16 protein-coding genes and 1 tRNA gene are annotated in these 18,467 nt (G+C 71.7%); 6 read left to right on the top strand and 11 right to left on the bottom strand.

Going from position 1 to position 18,467, the window contains the following annotated elements; genetic code table 11:
* Positions 1 to 17 precede the first annotated feature (17 nt).
* Positions 18 to 1,091 (top strand): PAC2 family protein, encoded by a 1,074-nt coding sequence (locus ACIBJG_RS24540; RefSeq protein WP_399310407.1) that lies wholly within the window; start codon positions 18 to 20, stop codon positions 1,089 to 1,091.
* Between the two features lie 63 nt (positions 1,092 to 1,154).
* Here ACIBJG_RS24540 and ACIBJG_RS24535 read toward each other — a convergent pair whose 3' ends face one another.
* From ACIBJG_RS24535 to ACIBJG_RS24515, 5 genes are all read right to left on the bottom strand, one after another.
* Complete coding sequence (locus tag ACIBJG_RS24535) at positions 1,155 to 4,205, bottom strand: NPCBM/NEW2 domain-containing protein (RefSeq protein ID WP_399310405.1); 3,051 nt, start codon at positions 4,203 to 4,205, stop codon at positions 1,155 to 1,157.
* A gap of 109 nt (positions 4,206 to 4,314) precedes the next feature.
* Complete coding sequence (mshC, locus tag ACIBJG_RS24530; protein ID WP_399310404.1) at positions 4,315 to 5,544, bottom strand: cysteine--1-D-myo-inosityl 2-amino-2-deoxy-alpha-D-glucopyranoside ligase; 1,230 nt, start codon at positions 5,542 to 5,544, stop codon at positions 4,315 to 4,317.
* A 137-nt stretch (positions 5,545 to 5,681) separates the two neighbouring features.
* Positions 5,682 to 6,521: an SCO1664 family protein gene (locus tag ACIBJG_RS24525; RefSeq protein WP_399310403.1), complete on the bottom strand. Its 840-nt coding sequence runs from the start codon at positions 6,519 to 6,521 to the stop codon at positions 5,682 to 5,684.
* The gene (locus tag ACIBJG_RS24520) at positions 6,485 to 7,075 is read right to left on the bottom strand and encodes a DUF3090 domain-containing protein (RefSeq protein WP_020207450.1); all 591 of its coding nucleotides are present in this window, start codon (positions 7,073 to 7,075) and stop codon (positions 6,485 to 6,487) included. The genes ACIBJG_RS24525 and ACIBJG_RS24520 overlap by 37 nt, the downstream gene beginning before the upstream one ends.
* A 106-nt stretch (positions 7,076 to 7,181) precedes the next feature.
* Entirely contained in the window at positions 7,182 to 7,904 is a 723-nt protein-coding gene (locus tag ACIBJG_RS24515) for a histidine phosphatase family protein (RefSeq protein ID WP_399310401.1), read from the bottom strand.
* Positions 7,905 to 7,963: 59 nt separating this feature from the next.
* Between ACIBJG_RS24515 and corA the strand changes: the two genes are divergently transcribed.
* On the top strand, positions 7,964 to 8,959 hold the full coding sequence (gene corA / locus ACIBJG_RS24510) for a magnesium/cobalt transporter CorA (protein ID WP_399310399.1): 996 nt from the start codon (positions 7,964 to 7,966) through the stop codon (positions 8,957 to 8,959).
* Between the two features lie 27 nt (positions 8,960 to 8,986).
* Here corA and ACIBJG_RS24505 read toward each other — a convergent pair whose 3' ends face one another.
* Both ACIBJG_RS24505 and ACIBJG_RS24500 read right to left on the bottom strand, forming a co-directional pair.
* A complete protein-coding gene (locus tag ACIBJG_RS24505; RefSeq protein WP_399310499.1) occupies positions 8,987 to 9,775 on the bottom strand; it encodes a ferritin-like domain-containing protein in 789 nt (262 codons plus the stop codon).
* A gap of 252 nt (positions 9,776 to 10,027) precedes the next feature.
* Complete coding sequence (locus ACIBJG_RS24500; RefSeq protein WP_393056184.1) at positions 10,028 to 11,077, bottom strand: LLM class F420-dependent oxidoreductase; 1,050 nt, start codon at positions 11,075 to 11,077, stop codon at positions 10,028 to 10,030.
* 140 nt (positions 11,078 to 11,217) lie between these two features.
* Here ACIBJG_RS24500 and ACIBJG_RS24495 point away from each other — a divergent pair, with 140 nt between their 5' ends.
* Entirely contained in the window at positions 11,218 to 12,201 is a 984-nt protein-coding gene (locus tag ACIBJG_RS24495; protein ID WP_399310397.1) for an aldo/keto reductase, read from the top strand.
* Positions 12,198 to 14,462 (top strand): helix-hairpin-helix domain-containing protein, encoded by a 2,265-nt coding sequence (locus ACIBJG_RS24490; protein ID WP_399310395.1) that lies wholly within the window; start codon positions 12,198 to 12,200, stop codon positions 14,460 to 14,462. Before ACIBJG_RS24495 ends, ACIBJG_RS24490 begins: the two co-directional genes overlap by 4 nt.
* 68 nt (positions 14,463 to 14,530) lie before the next feature.
* On the opposite strand, the gene ACIBJG_RS24485 is transcribed toward ACIBJG_RS24490, so the two are convergent.
* Complete coding sequence (locus ACIBJG_RS24485) at positions 14,531 to 15,190, bottom strand: hypothetical protein (RefSeq protein WP_399310393.1); 660 nt, start codon at positions 15,188 to 15,190, stop codon at positions 14,531 to 14,533.
* Positions 15,191 to 15,237: 47 nt separating this feature from the next.
* Between ACIBJG_RS24485 and ACIBJG_RS24480 the strand changes: the two genes are divergently transcribed.
* Positions 15,238 to 15,426, top strand: coding sequence for a DUF5703 family protein (locus ACIBJG_RS24480; protein ID WP_136328229.1), 189 nt, complete (start codon positions 15,238 to 15,240; stop codon positions 15,424 to 15,426).
* 59 nt (positions 15,427 to 15,485) lie between these two features.
* Here ACIBJG_RS24480 and ACIBJG_RS24475 read toward each other — a convergent pair whose 3' ends face one another.
* The 3 genes from ACIBJG_RS24475 to ACIBJG_RS24465 all read right to left on the bottom strand — a co-directional run bounded on the left by ACIBJG_RS24475 (position 15,486) and on the right by ACIBJG_RS24465 (position 18,119).
* A complete protein-coding gene (locus ACIBJG_RS24475) occupies positions 15,486 to 16,265 on the bottom strand; it encodes a chaplin (RefSeq protein WP_399310392.1) in 780 nt (259 codons plus the stop codon).
* Positions 16,266 to 16,403: 138 nt separating this feature from the next.
* A complete protein-coding gene (gene chpH / locus ACIBJG_RS24470; RefSeq protein ID WP_123528131.1) occupies positions 16,404 to 16,637 on the bottom strand; it encodes a chaplin ChpH in 234 nt (77 codons plus the stop codon).
* Positions 16,638 to 16,784: 147 nt separating this feature from the next.
* The gene (locus tag ACIBJG_RS24465) at positions 16,785 to 18,119 is read right to left on the bottom strand and encodes a M20/M25/M40 family metallo-hydrolase (protein ID WP_399310390.1); all 1,335 of its coding nucleotides are present in this window, start codon (positions 18,117 to 18,119) and stop codon (positions 16,785 to 16,787) included.
* A gap of 183 nt (positions 18,120 to 18,302) precedes the next feature.
* On the opposite strand from ACIBJG_RS24465, the gene ACIBJG_RS24460 reads away from it, so the two are divergent.
* Positions 18,303 to 18,387, top strand: a tRNA-Leu gene (locus tag ACIBJG_RS24460).
* Positions 18,388 to 18,467 lie beyond the last annotated feature (80 nt).

The raw sequence follows: 18,467 nt of genomic DNA, 5'->3' as shown, positions 1-18,467 counted from the left end.
TTCGGAAGGAGGCCTGGGTGATCGAGCTCGAGGGGGTTCCCGAGCTGATCGACCCGGTCATGGTGGCCGCGTTCGAGGGGTGGAACGACGCAGGTGACGCCGCCTCCACGGCGGTGGCGCACCTGGACCGGGAATGGAAGGGCGAGGTGTTCGCGGCGCTGGACGCCGAGGACTACTACGACTTCCAGGTCAACCGCCCGACTGTCTGGCTGGACGGCGGCGTGCGCAAGATCACCTGGCCGACCACCCGGCTCTCCGTGGTCCGTATCGGCGGCGACAAGCCCCGCGATCTCGTCCTGGTCCGGGGCATCGAGCCGTCGATGCGCTGGCGCTCGTTCTGCAACGAGATCCTGGGATTCGCCCATGAGCTGGGCGTCGAGATGGTGGTGGTGCTCGGTGCGCTGCTCGGCGACACCCCGCACACCCGGCCGGTGCCGGTCAGCGGTGTCACGTCCGACCCGGATCTGGCACGCACCATGGACCTGGAAGAGACCAAGTACGAGGGGCCGACCGGCATCGTCGGCATCCTCCAGGAGGCGTGCACGCACGCGGGTGTGCCCGCGGTGAGCCTGTGGGCGGCGGTGCCGCACTACGTCTCGCAGCCGCCCAACCCGAAGGCCACCCTGGCGCTGCTGAACCGCCTGGAGGACCTCATCGGGCTGCGCATCCCGCTGGGTGAACTGCCCGAGGACGCACGCGCCTGGCAGCTGGGGGTCGACCAACTGGCCGCCGAGGACAGCGAAGTGGCGGAGTACGTCCAGACGCTGGAGGAGGCCCGGGACACCGCGGAGCTGCCCGAGGCCAGCGGCGAGGCCATCGCCAGGGAGTTCGAGCGCTATCTGCGGCGCCGGGATCCCGGTCCCGGCCAGGCTCCGGGCGGGCACGCCACGGAGGGCGGTGACGGCTCGTATCTGCGGGATCCGCCGAGCGGCCGGACCAGGCCGCCGAAGCCGCCCCGGCCGGAGAGCGGCCCGGGGCCGGCGGGCGGGACCGGCAGCGGCCCCGTGACCGGCTCCGGGGAGGATTCCGGGAGCGGCGGCACCCCGCCGGATTCGTCGGAGGACTTCCCGGACGACTCCTCGGAGGACTGATCCGGGCAGCGGGGAGCCGGGCGGGTGCGAACCCGCCCGGCTCCCCTGCTTCGCCGCGGCCACTCAGGAACAGACGAAGCGCGCCGCACCCCAGTCCCCGTGGTCACCGGTCTTGGACCCGTTGGTGTCCGTGACCTTCAGACGCACATGGCGCGCGCCGTCGAGCGGTACGTCGACCGGCACCGCCGCCGACGCTCCGGTCACCTTCGGCGAGGTCCACAGCACCTTGCCGTCCGCCTCGACGGAAAACGCCACCTCGCCGTAGCCGTTGATCTCGTCGTCGATCCCGGCATCGGCGGTGAACTTCGAGCAGTGTCCACCGAGATAGATCTCGATGTCGGAGTCGGCGTGGGTGCCGATCCCCTTCTCGTACACCTTCCCGGCCAGGGTCAGCGGGTGTCCGTCGGCCGCGCCCGATTCGCCGTTGCTGCGGTCGCGCTCCGCCGGTCCGTACCCGTTGGTGGAGTTCAGCCACTCCAGATCGCTCGCCCAGGCCTCACCGGTGGGCGGCGCCGGCATCACGGCTGTCGCGAAGCGCTGGCCGGCCGTACGGGACTCGCCGGCCGACCGGTAGCGCGTGAGCGCGGTGAGCCGGGCCTCCCCCGCCTTGGCGTCCTTCGCCGGGGTGACCTGCACCTCGACCCGTCGGGTGGTGCCCGCCGGGATCCGGTCCACGGCCGCGGCCGGCGTGGTCTGCCAGCCCTCGGGGACGTCTAGCGAGACCACGGCGTCCGTCACATCGGCCGTGCCCGCGGTGACGTCGACGGCGACGGTGCCCGGGGCACCCGCGCCGATCTCCTGCCCGTTGGGCGCGGAGAGGGACGTGGTCGCTGCCGCGTGCCGCCCGCCGACCGCGCTGGTGTCCTCCAGCTTCACGGAGAACTTCTTGCCCGTGGACAGCGGTGCGGTCTTGATCTTCACCACGCCGCCGCGGTCGTCGCGGTCGTACCACCAGCCCTGCTTCGCCGAGGCGTACGCGGCGGCCGAGTCCAGCCGGGGCAGCTTGCCGGCGAGCTTCACCGCGCTCGGCGCGGAGCCGGTGTGCACGCTGAACTCGTACGGCCTGGTGGCCTGCTTCCCGGTGAACTTCCCCTTGCTCTCACCGATGTTCACGGTGACGTCGCCCGCGCCCTCGACCGGCGCCCGGACGTCGGCCTGCTGGGTGGCGTACGCGCCGTCGCGGTGCTGCCGGGTCACGCCGTCGTCCTCGTAAAGCGTGAAGGAGGAACGGCCCTGCGGGTAGATGTCCCAGGCCAGCGGGGAGGTGGCGGTGCGGTCCTTGTACGAGCGGATGCCCGGCCACATCGGCACACTGGCACCGCCCTTGACGAACAGCGGCAGGGTGTCGAGCGGGGCGTCGTAGTCGTCGACCGTGACCGGCCCCTCGTACGTCCGCCCGCTCCAGTAGTCGGTCCAGGTGCCCTTCGGCAGGTAGATGCCGTCGCGCTCGGTGCTGTCCTGGTAGACGGGGGCGACGAGGAAGTCCTCACCGGACATGAACTCGTACTTCGCGGCGGCCGTCGCGGCCTTCGGGTCGTCCGGGTACTCGAGGACCAGCGGGCGGACCATGCCGACGCCGGTCTTCGTCGCCTCGTGGGCGTAGGAGTACTGGTAGGGCAGCAGCGACTCCTTCAGCTTGAGGTAGTCGCGGTTGATGGAGGTGTACGGCTCTCCGTAGCGGAAGGGCTGCTTGTCGCTGGCCGCCCAGCCGTCCATCGTCATCGTGGTGCCCAGGAACATCTTCCACTGGAGGTCGCGGGTGTACGTCTTGGCGCTGCCGCCGAAGATGCCGTCGACGTCGCCCGTGGTGTAGGCGAGGCCGGACATCGTGGCGCCCGCGTAGGTCGGGATCTGCCAGCGGATGTAGTCCCAGGTGCCGTACTGGTCGCCGGACCACTGGACACCGCAGCGCTGCGCGCCGGACCAGCTCTCGGGGGCGTAGGTGAAGCCGCGGGCGTCGCTGTTGTCCTCGATGCCCTTGTACGCATCCTTGCAGCCGTCCAGGGCGAACTTGTAGCCGTCACCGATCCAGGCGACATCGAGCTTGGCGACGCGCTGTCCCGCCTTGACCTGGTCGGCGATCTTCTCGATGCCGTCCTGGGTCCACAGGCCGAGCTGCATGTCGCGGTCCTGGAGGCCCTGGGCCGTCTCGGCGAGGTCCTCGTGGCCGCAGCCGTAGCCGTCGTTGACGAGCATCCAGCCGTTCGGCATGTCGTTCTCGACGTAGCCGTCGGCGACCTTGAGCGCGTCCAGGGTGTGGCGCTCACCGCGGTTGGCGTTGTGCAGGTAGCAGTCGGCGTCACCGATCTCCATGCCGTACACCGGCGGGAGGAAGGGCTTGCCGGTCAGCTTCGTGTACTGGCCGATGACGTCCTTGGCGCTGTCACCCGCGAAGTAGTAGGCGTCGAAGCGGTGTTCCTGCTCGGTGGTGGTCACCGGGTCGTTGAAGGCGTAGGTGCCCGGTGCGAAGGTGTTGCGGAAGACGCCGTAGCCGGCCGACGAGAGGTAGAACGGCACCGAGTTGGGGTGCCCGCCGTCGTCCCAGTTGTAGTCGACGCCGACCTCGACGGTCTTGTCCCGGTGCGAGGTGTTGCCGCGGCCGTTCTGCATGCCGGCGCCGTAGTACTGCTCGTCGGCGCCGCGGGCCAGGGTCTGGGTGGTCTTCTCGCCGTCCCAGCTCAGCCCCTTCGCCTCGGACCAGACCTGGCTGCCGTCGGCCCGGTACAGGGCGAACCGCAGAGGCGACTTGTAGACACGCAGGGTGACATCGCCGGTGGAGAGGTCGTAGCGGTCGCTCCGCTCCTTCCAGTGTGTGCGGGGCGGGGCGCCCTGCGGCAGGACGATGGCATCGCCCGCGGGGTCCTCGAACGTGCCGTCCGGGGCCAGTTCGATACGGAAGGTCTCGTCGGACACGAAGCTGACGCGGGCCTTCGCGGCCCCCGCGCTCAGCCGGTAGACGGGTCCGTCGGCTGTGAAGCCGGTGAGGTCGCCGACCGTCGCGCCGGCGGGTTCGGCCGGGTCCGCCGCCTGTGCGCTGCCTGGTCCCGCGAGTGCGGCGAGCAGGCCCAACAGCGCTGCAACTATTGCCCCTCTGATGCGTGTTGTTGATTGCATAGAGTGCTTTTAGCGCAGCATCGAGCATTTGACCATGGATAAAACGGAACCGGCCCCGAACTTCATCAAGAAGTTCGGGGCCGGTGAACGGACATAACACGGTGGGCAGTTACAGCGCGACACCGAACAGGGCGTCGACGGTGCGCGAGACGAGTCCCGGCGCCCCCTCGTCCGTCCCGCCCTCGGCGGTCTGCCGCTCGGCCCAGCGGTCCACGGCGGCCAGGGCCGCCGGGGCGTCCAGATCGTCGGCGAGGGCCTCGCGGACCTCCTCGACCAGCGCGTCGGCGGACAGCCCGTCGGGCCGGGAGACGGCGGCGCGCCACCGCGCGAGCCGCGCCACGGCGTCGGCGAGCACCTGGTCGGTCCACTCCCAGTCGGAGCGGTAGTGGTGCGAGAGCAGGGCGAGGCGGATCGCCGCCGGGTCCACGCCGTCGCGGCGCAGCACCGAGACGAAGACCAGGTTGCCCCGGGACTTGGACATCTTCTCGCCGTCCAGGGCGACCATGCCGGCGTGCACGTACGCCTGGGCGAACGGGTGCTCGCCGGTCAGCACCTGGGCGTGCGAGGCGCCCATCTCGTGGTGCGGGAAGGCGAGGTCGGAGCCGCCCCCCTGGATGTCGAAGCCCATGCCGAGGTGGTCCAGGGCGATGGCGACGCACTCGATGTGCCAGCCGGGCCGTCCGGCGCCGAGCGAGGCGCCGTCCCAGCTCGGCTCGCCCTCGCGGGCGGCCATCCAGAGCATCGGGTCGAGCGGGTTCTTCTTGCCCGGACGGTCCGGGTCGCCGCCGCGTTCGGCGGAGAGCAGGCGCATCGCCTCGGCGTCGAGGTTGGAGACCTGGCCGAAGTGCGGGTCGGTGTCGACGGAGAAGTACACATCGCCGTCGAGTTCGTAGGCGGCGCCCGCGTCCCGGAGTCGTTCGACGAGCGGCACGATGCCGGGTATCGCCTCGACGGCTCCGATGTAGTGCTGCGGCGGGAGCATGCGCAGGGCAGTCATGTCCTCACGGAACAGGGCCGTCTCGCGCTCGGCGAGCTCGGTCCAGTCCTGTCCGTCGCGCACGGCCCGCTCCAGCAGCGGATCGTCCACGTCGGTCACGTTCTGGACATAGTGAATCTGCCGCTTGGTGTCGAGCCACACGCGCTGAACGAGGTCGAACGCGTTGTAAGTCGCCGCATGACCCATGTGGGTCGCGTCGTACGGCGTGATGCCGCAGACATAGATGCGGGCGACGGGACCGGGGTCAAGGGTGATCCGTCCGCCGGTCGCGGTGTCGTGGATCCGAAGGTCGCGGCCCTTGCCAGGCAGGGCGGGGACCTCAGAAGCGGGCCAGGCATGCATGCCACGAGCGTAACCGGACGCGGCTTCCGGATACGAACCGGAGGGGGATCCTGACCGAAGAGGCACTCTTGCGTCCCGGTCCGGGAGATGCATGCCCCGGTGGTTCCCGGGGCCCCGCGGCGGTCACACGGGCTTGATCACACCGGTGGCCACGGGATGGCCGGCCACTCGCCGCTCGGCTCACGGTGCAGCCCGGTGCCCCGTAGCGCCGCCACCCGGGCCCGCAGGGCCTCGATCTCGGCGGCGGTGATCAGTTCCCCCAGCCGGGTGACCAGCGCGGCCCCGGGCTCCAGTTCCGCGGCCAGCCGGTCCACCACCTCGACGGCCTCCGCCGTCAGCGGCTCCCCCGCCCAGCCCCACAGCAGGGTGCGCAGCTTGTCGTCCGCGTTGAAGGTCACACCGTGATCGATGCCGTAGAGCCGGCCGTCGGGTGCGGGCAGCAGATGGCCGCCCTTGCGGTCGCCGTTGTTGATCACGGCGTCGAGGACCGCGAGCCGGCGCAGCCGGGGATCGTCCGCGTGCACCAGCAGGGCCGTCTTCCCCTCCCCCACCTCGGCGAGGACGACGGGCTTCCAGCCCTCGGCCGGCTCCTCGTCCTCGACGAGCGCGAGCAGCCCGGGGGCGTCCTCGTCCTGCGGCGCCGCCTCGATCCACAGCTGGCACATGCCCTGGCCGTACGGCCCGTCCCGCAGCACGGTCGGGGGCACCAGGCCCCACCCCGTGACCTCGGAGACCTCGTAGGCCGCCACCTCACGCTGGGCGAGGGTGCCGTCGGGGAAGTCCCACAGGGGCTGCTCGCCCGCCACCGGCTTGTAGACGCAAGTCGCCTGCTCGCCCTCGTACTCCACCGAGCAGTAGAGCACCGCGTTGGACGCCCCGCGGACCTGTCCGAGGACCGTGAGCTGCCCCTTGCCGAGCAGGGTGATCAGCTCCGCGTCGGTCAGGCGCCGCGACGGTATCCGTTCTGGCGCGGGCATACGTGTCCTTCCGGGTCGAGCGGCAGGCTGCACAGGGGGCACGGGGGGCGGCCGGCGTTCACGACGTCCAGGGCGCGTTTGGCGAAGGCCCTGGCCTGCGCTCCGCTGAGCCGGACCCGGAGCATCGGCGGGCCGTTCTCCTCGTCCTGGAGCAGCCGCTCCTCGGCCTCCGCGAGGTCCTCGACGGAGTCCGCGTCCAGTTCGACCAGGGCCTGCGCCTCGACGATCATGCGCTGTTCCTCGCCGTCCCAGGCAAGGGCCATGGTGCCGACCCGGAACTCCTCCTCGACGGGGACGTCGAGCGGAGCGGTGTCGGTGACGTCCATCGGGGCCACGGCCGGCACCGGCGAGTTGCCGCCGGTGCGCCGCACCACTTCGTCGAGCAGTTCGTCCACCCGTTCGGCGAGTGCGGCGACTTGGGTCTTCTCCAGGGCCACGCTGGTGACACGTCCGCCTGAGGATGCCTGCAGGAAGAACGTACGACGTCCAGGCAGCCCGACCGTACCGGCCACGAAACGGTCCGGGGGGTCGTAGAGGAACACCTGACGGGACACGTCCTGTCTCCCTTGAAAATTGACGGCTATGAGGGTCGGCCGGGGCTCGGGAGAGTCCTCCCGTGGTGAGGCGCCTACGGCGCGTCCACCCTACTGCGCGAAGCGATCACGGCGCCCCAGCGCCGCCCCCGACCGCCGCGTCCCCCTCGCCGCCGCCCTCCGCACCCGTCCCGGCGCTCGCGTCCGGGGCCGGTTCGCGGGGCGCCAGCGAGGCCAGATCGCCCGTGTCACCGAGCCGCAGCAGGAACGGTCGGAGCCTGGTGTAGCGGATCGCTGTGACGGAACACGGGTCGGCATGGACGCGCTGGAAGAGGTCCAGGTGCATCCCGAGAGCGTCGGCGACGAGGGACTTGATGATGTCGCCGTGGGAGCACATCAGATAGACGGCGTTCTCGCCGTGCTCCGCCTCGATCCTCGCGTTCCAGTCCCGTACCGCGTCGACGGCGCGTGCCTGCATCGCGCGCATCGACTCGCCGCCCGGGAACGCCGCGGCGGACGGGTGCTGCTGCACGACCGTCATCAGCGGCTCGTCGGTGAGTTCCGCGAGCTTGCGTCCCGACCAGTCGCCGTAGTCGCACTCGCTGATCCGCTCCTCGGTGTGCAGCGCCAGCTCCGGCCGGGCGTCGAGCAGCGGGCCGAGTGTCTCCCGGCAGCGTTGCAGGGGGCTGCTGACAACGGCGGCCAGTGGCAGGGCGGCCAGCCGTCCGGGGAGGGCGGCGGCCTGCTCGGTGCCGCGCTCGTCGAGTGCGACACCGGGGGTGCGGCCGGCGAGCACCCCGGACGTGTTGGCGGTGGAGCGTCCGTGGCGTACGAGGATCAGGGTCGGCATACGGGCCAGCGTAGGCCGACGCCCCCGCAAAGGTGCGCCAGGGGCCGGAGCAGGGAACAATGCTGCGCGTGATCGTGGACTGCGCCATTTACCGGGACGGACGCCGCACCGACGGCCCCGCCGATTTCTCCGATGCCCTGGACGAGGCGCGGGCCAGCGGCGACGCGTTCCTGTGGATCGGCCTGCACGAGCCCACGGAGAAGGAGTTCGAGCTGGTCAGCAGCGAGTTCGGGCTGCACCCGCTGGCGGTGGAGGACGCCCTGTCCGCGCACCAGCGGCCGAAGCTGGAGGTGTATGACGACTCGCTGTTCGCGGTGATCAAACCGATCGTGTACGAGCACGAGAGCGACATGGTCAGCGCGGACGAACTGATGGTGTTCATAGGCGACTCGTTCGTGGTGACGGTCCGGCACGGAGAGGGAGCGCCCCTGGCCGCGGTCCGCCGCCGGCTGGAGGCCGAGGCCGATGTGCTCAAGCACGGACCGACGGCGGTGCTGTACGCGATCAGCGACGCGGTCGTGGACCACTACATCGATGTCGCGGGCGAGCTCCAGGTCGACCTGGAGGAGCTGGAGACGCAGGTCTTCGCCCCGAGCGGAACCGGCGACTCGAAGAACACCGCGGCCCGCATCTACACCTTCAAGCGCCAGGTGCTGGAGTTCCGCAGGGCGACGGTCCCGCTGGCCACGCCCATGGCCCGGCTGGCGAGCGCCGGGGTGCCGTTCGTCCACGAGCACTCGCAGCCGTTCTTCCGGGACGTCCAGGACCACCTGACGCGCGCCAACGAGCAGGTGGAGGGGCTGGACCGGCTGCTCTCCGACATCCTGTCCGCGCATCTCGCGCAGATGGGGGTGCGGCAGAACGACGACATGCGCAAGATCTCGGCCTGGGCGGCGATGGCCGCCGTGCCGACCATGGTGGCGGGGATCTACGGCATGAACTTCGAGCACATGCCTGAGCTGCGGTGGGTCTGGGCGTACCCGGCGGTCGTGCTGCTGATGGCGGGCGCCGTCGTCGGCCTGTACCGGCAGTTCAAGCGCCGCGGCTGGCTCTGACGTCCGGGCGGGGCCGGCCCCGCCCGCTCAGGCGAACTCGGCGGCCGGTACGGCCGGCCCGCCCAGCGCGTCGCGCCGCTCGGGAGGCGCCAGGCTGACCATGCGCCGCCAGCCGAGGACCCGCTCGTACGTGTACACGGCGTGGATCCCCGCCGCCAGTACCGCGGCCTTGGCCCGGGACCAGCCCAGCGCGCGGCCCATGTGGTCCATCACGGCCAGGCTGACGTCGCGGTACACCCGGATCTCGGCGAGGGCGCACTCACGCAGGATGTGCTGGATCGCCCGGCCGTGCCCGGCCGCCGCGAAGCGCAGGAGCTCCTCGTGGCAGTACGCGAGGTGGTTGTCCTCGTCGTTCGAGATCATCCTGACGGCGCGGCCCAGGTCGGGATGGTCGGCGAAGTACCTGCGCAGCAGCCGCATCTGCTCGGACGCGCGCTGTTCGGTCACCCGACTGTGAGCGAGGTAGGTGATGATGTCGCGCTCGGTGAGGGGCTCCTCGCCTCCCAGCTGTTCATGGGCGAGGCCGATGCCGTGCTTCTCCAGGAGCATCGTGTAGTCGGTCTCGTGCGGGACCGGGACGGCCGTCAGACCGCGCTTCCTCAGCAGGGCGTTGAAGATCCGCCCGTGCTTGTCCTCGTCGGCGCCGTGCCGGGCGATCTTCGGGGCGAGCGCGCGCTGGCTCGCGGGCACGAGGGCCGCGATGCGGCCGTTCTCCCAGCCGCCCTGGGACTCCCCGCCGGCGGCGATGGAGCAGAACAGCCGGAACGCGTCGTCGTCGTCGAGAATCTCCTGGAACAGGTTCTTTGCCGAGAGCATCACTGCCACCTCCGTGCCGGCGTCCGCCGAGCGACAGTCAAATGCGCCCGGCTCCGACGGGCAACAGGAGCGCTCCCCGACTGGGCCGAACGGGGGACCGCCTCTTAGCGGCCCCACCCCAGGCGAACCGTTTCCGCACGGCCCCGTAACCCAACCGTCCCGCCCGCGTTGTTCCTCGTGACGGCCGTGGCGGGGAGGATCCCCGAGCCCCCACCACGGCCGTAGTGCTGTCCGGGGAACTCCGTACAGGACCTACGCGAGCCCGGACCGCTCCAGCGCGTCCGTGCCGGCCCGCAGCGCGGCGATCCGCTCGTCGAGCGTGAAGCCCGCGGGGGCCAGGGTCAGGGTCGTGACGCCCGCGGCCGCGTAGGCCTGCATCCGGTCGGCGATCCGCTCCACCGATCCCAGGAGCGTGGTCTGGTCGATCAGCTGGTGCGGAACGGCGGCGGCCGCTCCGGCCTTGTCGCCGGACAGGTACTTCTCCTGGATCTCGGCGGCTTCCTTCTCGTACCCCATGCGCTGGGCGAGCTGGTTGTAGAAGTTCTGCTTGGGGCTGCCCATGCCGCCGACGTACAGCGCGGTGTACGGCCGGAACATGTCGGCCAGACCCTTGATGTCGTCGCCCACGGCGAGCGGCAGCGTCGGGCAGACGTCGAAGCCGTCCATCGTCCTGCCGGCCTTCTCGCGCCCCGCCCGCAGGTACTTCATCGCGGTGTCCTCGAGGTGGTCGGCGGACGGGAAGATCAGCAGGGCGCCGTCGGCGATCTCGCCGGTCTGCTCCAGGTTCTTGGGCCCGATCGCGGCGATGTACAGCGGGATGTGCTCGCGCTGCGGGTGGACGGTCAGCTTGATCGGCTTGCCCGGACCGCCGGGCAGCGGGAGCGTCCAGTGCTGCCCCTCGTACGAGAGGCGTTCACGGGCCATCGCCTTGCGGACGATCTCCACGTACTCGCGGGTGCGGGCGAGCGGCTTGTCGAACTTGACGCCGTACCAGCCCTCGGAGACCTGCGGCCCGGACACCCCGAGACCGAGACGGAAGCGGCCGCCGGAGAGGGAGTCGAGGGTGGCCGCCGTCATGGCCGTCATGGCGGGCTGGCGGGCCGGGATCTGCATGATCGCGGAGCCGACGTCGATGGACTCGGTCTGCGCGGCGACCCAGGACAGGACGGTCGGCGCGTCGGAGCCGTACGCCTCGGCCGCCCAGCAGACGTCGTAGCCGAGCCGGTCGGCCTCCTGCGCGACGGCGAGGTTGTCGCCGTCCATTCCCGCACCCCAGTAACCGAGATTGATGCCGAGCCGCATAGCCGCTCCCCTTACTGATCAGTAACGTCCCTTTGCTCCGGACTCTAGCGCGCGGCGGGGCGATTCGGCAGGGGCCGCCCGGGCCCCGGTTGTCCACAGGGCTGCGACGCGTGGAGCTCTGGCCAGTAATCTCAGCGCCCATGGAGCAGAGGCATCTCGGCCGCACCGGCCTTCGAGTGTCCCGGATCGGGCTCGGCACCCTCACCTGGGGCCGGGACACCGACGAGCACGACGCTGCCGAGCAGCTGAAGGCCTTCTGGGAGGTGGGCGGCACCCTGGTCGACACGGCGGACGTGTACGGCGGCGGGGAGGCCGAGTATCTGCTCGGGCAGCTCGTCGCGGGCCTGGTGCCGCGGCAGGACCTGGTCATCGCGACCAAGGCCGGCAGCGTGGCCGACCCGTACCGCAGGTTCAACGGCTCGCGCGGGCACCTGCTGGCCGCCCTGGACGCCTCGCTGGCACGGCTCGGTACGGACTACGTGGATCTGTGGCAGGTCCACGCCTTCGACCCCATGACCCCGCTGGACGAGACGCTCCAGGCACTGGACATCGCGGTGTCGAGCGGACGCGCCCGGTATGCGGGCGTGTCCAACTTCTGCGGCTGGCAGCTGGCGAAGGCCGCGACCTGGCAGCTCGCCTCGCCCGGCGTGCGGACCCGGCTGGCCAGTACGCAGATGGAGTACTCGCTGCTGCAACGGGGCGTGGAGCGCGAGGTGCTGCCGGCCGCGCTCGACCTCGGTGTGGGGCTGCTGCCGTCCTCGCCGCTCGGCCGGGGCGTACTGACCGGCAAGTACCGCACGGGGACCCCGGCGGACTCGCGCGGCGCCTCCGAGCTGCTGGCCCCCTTCGTCGAGCCGTATCTCGACGACCCGGCGAGCCGCATCGTGCACGCCGTGGCGACGGCGGCCGACGGACTGGCCACCACGGCCCTCCAGGTGGCCCTGGCGTGGGTACGGGACCGGCCCGGAGTGGTGGCCCCGATCGTCGGCGCGCGCAACGCGCGGCAGCTCACGGAGGCATTGTCAGTGGAGGCGCTTAGTCTTCCTGACGAGATCTGCCAGGCGCTCGACGATGTGTCGGCGCCCGTGCACCGCTATCCCGACCAGGACTGGAGCACGCTGTGACTGCGCTTCCCCGGGGGGAATCCCCCGGCCCCTCGGCCACCGACGACGAGGTCGTCACGGACGAGCCCGCCACCGCGCCCACACCCGCCGAGGAGGCCGTCACGGGGGCCGGCGACGACGGCTCGGACGAGGCGGCGGCCGACGGCCCCGGGAAGGCGGACGAGGCCTCCACGGACGCCGTCGCGGACGCGGACGGGAGCGCCGAGGGTGACGCCGCCACTGCCGCGGCGCCCTCCGAGGCCGAGGCGGAACTGGCCGCCCAGCGCGAGCTGCTGGAGCGGATCGAGAAGCGCAAGGCCGAGAAGGAGGGCCCCATCGCCGCCGGTACGAAGCTGAGCGGCCCGGCGGCCGACCTGCTGGCGGCCGTGCGGGCCGTGGAGAGCGGCGAGAAGCCCGGCGCGGCGTTCTTCGACTCCCCCGCCCCGTCCCCGGCCCGCCGGAGCGTCCCCGCGCCGGCGCCGGTGCGCGAGCGGACTCCCGAGCCCGTCCACGCGTCCCGGGGCGCTTCGCCGGAGGCCGTGGCCGCCGTGGCGGCCGTGCTGACCGAGGGAGGGGCTCCACCGGCCCTCGCGGGCCCCGCGGCCGCCACCCTGGGCGCACAGGCCGACGAGGCCCTGCGGGAGGACCCGTGGCAGCTGTTGTCCCTGCCCGGTGTCGGCCCGGAGCAGGCCGACGGCTTCGCCCGGGCGCTGCTGGGCGCCGAATGCGGACCCGACGACGAGCGGCGGACCGCTGCCCTGGTGGGCTGGCTGCTGGAGCGCGCCGCGCTGCAGGGCCACACCGCGCTGGACGCCGAGCAGGTGCGCGCCGCACTCGCCGGGCGGGCGGTGACCGACCCCGACGCGGCGGTGCAGCACGCCATCGCCGAGGGCGTCGTCCTGGTCTTCCAGGACGGTCCGGAGGGCGAGGAGACCGACGAGGCAGGCGAGGCAGGCGACGCGGGCGACGCGGGCGACGAGGGTTCGGAGCCGACGGCCGGGGCGGAGCCCGTTCAGGTGTTCCTCGGGCTCGACCGGTACGCGCTGGCGGAGGAGAGCCTCGCCGACGGACTCGCGCGGCTGGTCAACGCCTGCGAGAAGGACGCCGACTGGTCGGACGCCGCCGCTGCCGCCCTCTCTCCCTCGGCAGCCGAACTGATCCGCGCGGCAGCGGCCCACGGCCTCGTCGCGCACACGGGAGGCGAGGCGGCGAGGGCCGAACCCGCGGCGCTGATCGCCGCCGCCGACGGACTCGGCCTGCGGGCCCTCGGTGCCACGCACAGCGTGGACGGCCGGGAGCGGCTGGCCGGGGCGGCGGGCAGCCGCGGCCGGCCGCTGCCGGCCGTCACGCTCGCCGGGCTGCTCTCCGGCACGGAGGGCCCCGGGCGGGACGCGGAGGGGGCGCTGGCCCTCGACCTGCTCGTCGTGCTGGACGCCCCGCAGCTGGACGTGGAGACCGGCGCGATGCTGGTGGAGTCCCTCGCCGACGGCACCCGCCTGGTGCTCAGCGGCGATCCGGGCGTGCTGGCGTCGGCCGGTGCGGGGCGGGTGTTCGCCGATGTGCTGGCCGCCCGCGCCTGCCCCCAGGTCGTCTCCCGCACCCCGGACCCGGGCCCGATCGGCGAGCTGGTCTCCGGGATCGGCATCGGGGAGCTGAACCAGGTGGAGGCGCCCGGCAAGGAGGTCGTGATCGTCCCCGTGCGCGACGCGGGCGAGGCCGTGCACCGCACGGTGCAGCTGGTCGCCGACTCCGTACCGCGCGCCATCGGGGTGCCGTCCTCGGACACCCAGGTCATCACCGTCGGCCACGGCGGCTCGGCGGGCACCCGGGCGTTGAACGAGGCGCTCAAGCAGCGGCTCAACCCGGGCCCCGGCCGCTTCGGCGGCTTCGACCCGGGGGACAGGGTGGCCCACGTCCCCGCGCCGGGCAGGACCGTGCCCGGCGTGGTCGTCTCGGCCGACGCCGAGGGCCTGCATCTGGACTGTGCGGGGAGCCCCGTCGTCGTTCCGCAGGAGCGGGTGGCGGCCTCCGTCCGGCACGCCTGGGCACTGAGCGCCCACCAGGCGGCGGGGATGCGGTGGCCCGCGGTCGTCGTCGTCCTGCCCGGTGACGCGGCTCAGGGGCTGAGCCGCCCCTGGGTCTACACCGCGTTCAGCCGGGGCGAACGGCATCTGTCCGTGGTGCACGGGGTCGACCAGGCCCTGCCCCGCGCCGTGGCCCAGTCCCCCGCCCAGGACCGCACCACCCGGCTGCGCACACTGCTGGAGGCGTCCGACGGCTGATTACCGAAGGGCCGGACGCGTCGCGTCCGGCCCTTCGGTACGGCTCCGTCAGACGCGGGAGGGAGGGATCAGGTCCGGTCCCTCGTCAGACCGTCCAGCTCCTCGTCGAGGTCGTCCTCGTCGAAGACGGCGCTGACATCGAAGCGGCAGACGACCAGCTGCGGGTCCGCGTCGTCGAACGGGGCCCCGAGCCACTCCCCCGGCTCCGGCAGCTCGTCCACGGCCGCGACCCAGAGCGTGGAATCGCCCTCCTCCAGACCGAACTCCGTGTGCCGGGAGGCGATCTCGTCCGCCTCGTACTCCCCGAAGAGCACCCCCAGGGCCGCGTGGACGCTGCTGCCGACCACGGCCGCGCTGTCCCTGCCGCGGTCGTCGGGGTCCACGTCGGCGAGGCGCTGCGCCTGTGCGAGGAGCCGCTGCGGCTCCACCACCGCGTAGTCGCGGCGGATCAGCACACTGAGCGCGTTCGGCTCCTCCGGGCCGGTGTACGGCGGCAGGGAGTCCTCCACCCCCGGGATCTCGAAGGGGGTGACCTCGTCATGGCGGTCGTAGAGGAGTTCGTCGTAGACCTCGGCCGCAGCGGCCAGTGCGTTGAACGCGTCGTAGACAGCGGGGTCGTCGTCCCCGGACCGGCGTTCGACCGCCGCGAGGTGGTGGTCGATCGCGGCCTTGACCGCATCGGCGGCGGCGCGTACCTCGGCAGCAGTGGGCTGCGCAGCATCAGACATAGGGCAGACGCTATCCGTACACGGGCTCTGCCCGCACAATAGATGCGATGCCGGAATACGAATTTGTCGACGTGTACGTGCCGCGCGGGGTGTCCCGGAAGGAGACGGCCCGCCTGTTGACCGACCATGCCGAGTACGGGCACTGGGAGTTGGACCGGTTGACGCTGCGCCTGGACGGCAGTCGCCGGGTGCGGCTGCGGCGGCGGATCATCCGCCAGCTACGGGCCACCTGGTGAAACGGAACGGGCCCCGCTGTTCGCGGGGCCCGTTCCCTTCGCCGTGCTGCCTGCTGCCGTCAGGCGGCGGCCTTGGCGCGGCGGTACAGCACCGTGCCGGCACCGGCCAGCAGCAGTCCCGCGCTCGCCGGGATGAGCAGGTCGAGCCCGCCCGCCCCGGTGTGCGCGAGCTGCGGCGTGCTCGCCGGCAGGGTCTGCGGCTCGGGCGCGTTCGGGATGGTGCGCGGCCCGGGCGTCGGCGGTGTCACGTGGGTGACAGGGGTCTCCGGGACGACCGGCGGCGTGCTGTCGTTCTCGCACGTGTTGCCCAGGGCGGGATTCAGCAGACCACCGATGGTGACGCTGTTCCCGCAGGCGTTCACGGGGATGTCGATCGGCACCTGGATCTGGTTGCCCGAGAGCAGGCCGGGTGAGCCCTTCGCGACCCCCTCGGCGGTTGCCCCGCCCCCGTTGTCGCTGCCGACGGCCCGGTGCTTCCCGGTGCCCGCCCGCACCCCCTGACCGCGGTCGTCCGACGCCCGGCCGTTGTCCGAGGCGTGGCTGCCCGAGGACGAGGACCCGGCGGTCGAACCGTGATGGCCGGCGGCCGCACCGCCCGAGCCGTTCCCGCAGGCGTTGCCGGCCGCGGGGTTGAGCAGTCCCACGACGTTCACGGAGTTGCCGCAGACGTTGACCGGCACCTCGACGGGGATCTGTACCGAATTCCCTGAAAGCACCCCCGGGGAATTCGATGCGCCGCCGACCGCTCCCGCGTCGGCGTGCGCGTAACCGCCACTGAGCGCGAGGACGCCGCCCGCAGCCGCCATGGTGATCAGGCCTTTACGCGTGACCTGTCGCATAGGTTGTTTCCTGCCTTCTACCTTCCGGAATACCCCCGGACTTGACCGTGCGGAGGCAAAGGACCCGACGGCCCCGGAGCACATGGAGTGCGCTCCGGGGCCGAGCGGGCTCAAACCCTTACGGGTTGACGCACAACGTCAGGCGTTGACGCAGGTGTTGCCGAAGGCCGGGTTCAGCAGCCCGATCACGGAGATCGTGTTGCCGCACACGTTCACGGGAACGTGGACGGGAACCTGAACGACGTTGCCCGAGAGCACGCCGGGGCTGCCGATGGCGGCACCCTGGGCGCCCGAGTCGGCGACGGCCATGCCGGCACCCGCGAGAACCAGACCACCGGTGACAGCCGCAGCGGCGACGATCTTCTTGATCATTATTCCTCCTAGTTGGCAAATGCGGTCCCAGCCGCGGACCGCATCACCTGTAACGAGGAAGAAGTAGTCGGGCTACGAGCGATCCATCCCTTTCACTCGTTCCGGTTAGGTACGTACACGCTGGCGATTATTGCGACGAGATGTCGGTCAGCTGTTGTCGATGAAGCGGTCGAGTACCCGCGCACCGAACTTCAGGCCCTCGACCGGGACCCGCTCGTCCACACCGTGGAACATGCCGGCGAAGTCCAGCTCGGGCGGGAGCTTCAGCGGGGCGAAGCCGAAGCAGCGGATGCCCAGGTCGTCGAAGGACTTGGCGTCCGTACCGCCGGAGAGCATGTACGGGACCGCGCGCGCGATCGGGTCCTCGGCCTTGAGCGCGATCTGCATCGCGTCCACGAGGGAGCCGTCGAAGTCGGTCTCCAGCGCCTTGTCGCCGTGCACGTCCTCGCGCTTGACGCGCGGGCCGAGGATCCGGTCGAGGTCGGCCAGGAACTCCTGCTCGTACCCCGGCAGGAAGCGGCCGTCGACGTGGGCGGTCGCCTGCCCCGGGATCACGTTCACCTTGTAGCCCGCACCGAGCATGGTGGGGGCAGCGGAGTTGCGCAGGGTCGCGCCGACCATCTTGGCGATGCCGCCCAGCTTGGCCAGCGTGGCGTCCATGTCCTCCGGGTCGAGCGGGGTGCCGAGCGCGTCGGACAGCTCGTCCAGGAAGGAGCGCACCGTCTTGGTCACCCGCACCGGCCAGTTGTGCCGGCCGAGCCGCCCCACCGCCTCGCACAGCTCGGTGATCGCGTTGTCGTCATTGGTCATCGAGCCGTGGCCGGCGGTGCCGTCCACGGTCAGCCGCATCCAGTGCATGCCCTTCTGCGCCGTCTCGACGAGGTAGAGCCGCAGGTTCTCGTTGACCGTGAAGGAGAAGCCGCCGACCTCCCCGATGGCCTCGGTGACGCCCTCGAACAGGTCGGGGTGCTTGTCCACGAGGTACCGCGCGCCGTACGTACCGCCCGCCTCCTCGTCCGCGAGGAAGGCGAGCACGATGTCGCGCGGGGGCTTGCGGCCGCTGCGCATGCGGTCGCGAACGACCGCCAGGGTCATCGCGTCCATGTCCTTCATGTCGACCGCGCCCCGGCCCCACACGCAGCCGTCCGCGATCTCTCCCGAGAAGGGGTGGTGCGTCCAGTCGTGGGCGTTGGCCGGGACGACGTCGGTGTGGCCGTGGATCAGCAGCGCCGGCTTGGACGGGTCCTCGCCCTCGATGCGCGCCACCGTGGAGGCGCGGCCCTTGTGGGACTCGAAGATCTGCGGCTCGAGCCCGACCTCCGCAAGCTTCTCTGCGACGTACTCGGCGGCGAGCCGCTCGCCCGGCCCCGAGTGGTCCCCGTAGTTGCTGGTGTCGATCCGGATCAGGTCACGACAGAGATCGACCACCTCGTTCTCGGCGCTCTCGCCCGGGCCGGTCCTGGCCGCTTTGGTCTCGCTCACGCTGGTTCCTTCCACTGTCGCTGCGGTGCTCCCCCTCATCCTCCCGCGCCCGGCCCGCCCGCCCAAGGCCGCCCACCCCCCGTCACACGCCCGTCACACCCGACCGGGGGTGATCGAGCACCTCCCAATGTTTGCTATGGTTTTCCACGTCGGAACGGGCCGGGCCCGCGAGACAGACACCTAGTCCGGGTGGCGGAATGGCAGACGCGCTAGCTTGAGGTGCTAGTGCCCTTTATCGGGCGTGGGGGTTCAAGTCCCCCCTCGGACACAGAACGAAGTGCCGATCAGGAGAAGTCCTGATCGGCACTTTGCGTTGCGCGGGACCCGACGGGCTCCGAGTCGGGCGGC

Origin of the sequence: Streptomyces sp. NPDC050422, assembly GCF_044458665.1 — a bacterium.
Taxonomy (GTDB): Bacteria; Actinomycetota; Actinomycetes; order Streptomycetales; family Streptomycetaceae; genus Streptomyces.
This window is presented reverse-complemented; position numbering and strand designations above follow the sequence as displayed.

Bases quoted from the DNA above. Each gene is read 5' to 3' on its own strand.
- ACIBJG_RS24480 (WP_136328229.1), top strand. From the start codon at position 15,238: ATGCCGGAATACGAATTTGTCGACGTGTACGTGCCGCGCGGGGTGTCC.
- ACIBJG_RS24485 (WP_399310393.1), bottom strand. From the start codon at position 15,190: ATGTCTGATGCTGCGCAGCCCACTGCTGCCGAGGTACGCGCCGCCGCC.
- ACIBJG_RS24505 (WP_399310499.1), bottom strand. From the start codon at position 9,775: ATGCTCTCGGCAAAGAACCTGTTCCAGGAGATTCTCGACGACGACGAC.
- ACIBJG_RS24475 (WP_399310392.1), bottom strand. From the start codon at position 16,265: ATGCGACAGGTCACGCGTAAAGGCCTGATCACCATGGCGGCTGCGGGC.
- ACIBJG_RS24500 (WP_393056184.1), bottom strand. From the start codon at position 11,077: ATGCGGCTCGGCATCAATCTCGGTTACTGGGGTGCGGGAATGGACGGC.
- ACIBJG_RS24525 (WP_399310403.1), bottom strand. From the start codon at position 6,521: ATGCCCGCGCCAGAACGGATACCGTCGCGGCGCCTGACCGACGCGGAG.
- corA (WP_399310399.1), top strand. From the start codon at position 7,964: ATGCTGCGCGTGATCGTGGACTGCGCCATTTACCGGGACGGACGCCGC.
- ACIBJG_RS24535 (WP_399310405.1), bottom strand. From the start codon at position 4,205: ATGCAATCAACAACACGCATCAGAGGGGCAATAGTTGCAGCGCTGTTG.
- ACIBJG_RS24495 (WP_399310397.1), top strand. From the start codon at position 11,218: ATGGAGCAGAGGCATCTCGGCCGCACCGGCCTTCGAGTGTCCCGGATC.
- mshC (WP_399310404.1), bottom strand. From the start codon at position 5,544: ATGCATGCCTGGCCCGCTTCTGAGGTCCCCGCCCTGCCTGGCAAGGGC.
- chpH (WP_123528131.1), bottom strand. From the start codon at position 16,637: ATGATCAAGAAGATCGTCGCCGCTGCGGCTGTCACCGGTGGTCTGGTT.
- ACIBJG_RS24515 (WP_399310401.1), bottom strand. From the start codon at position 7,904: ATGCCGACCCTGATCCTCGTACGCCACGGACGCTCCACCGCCAACACG.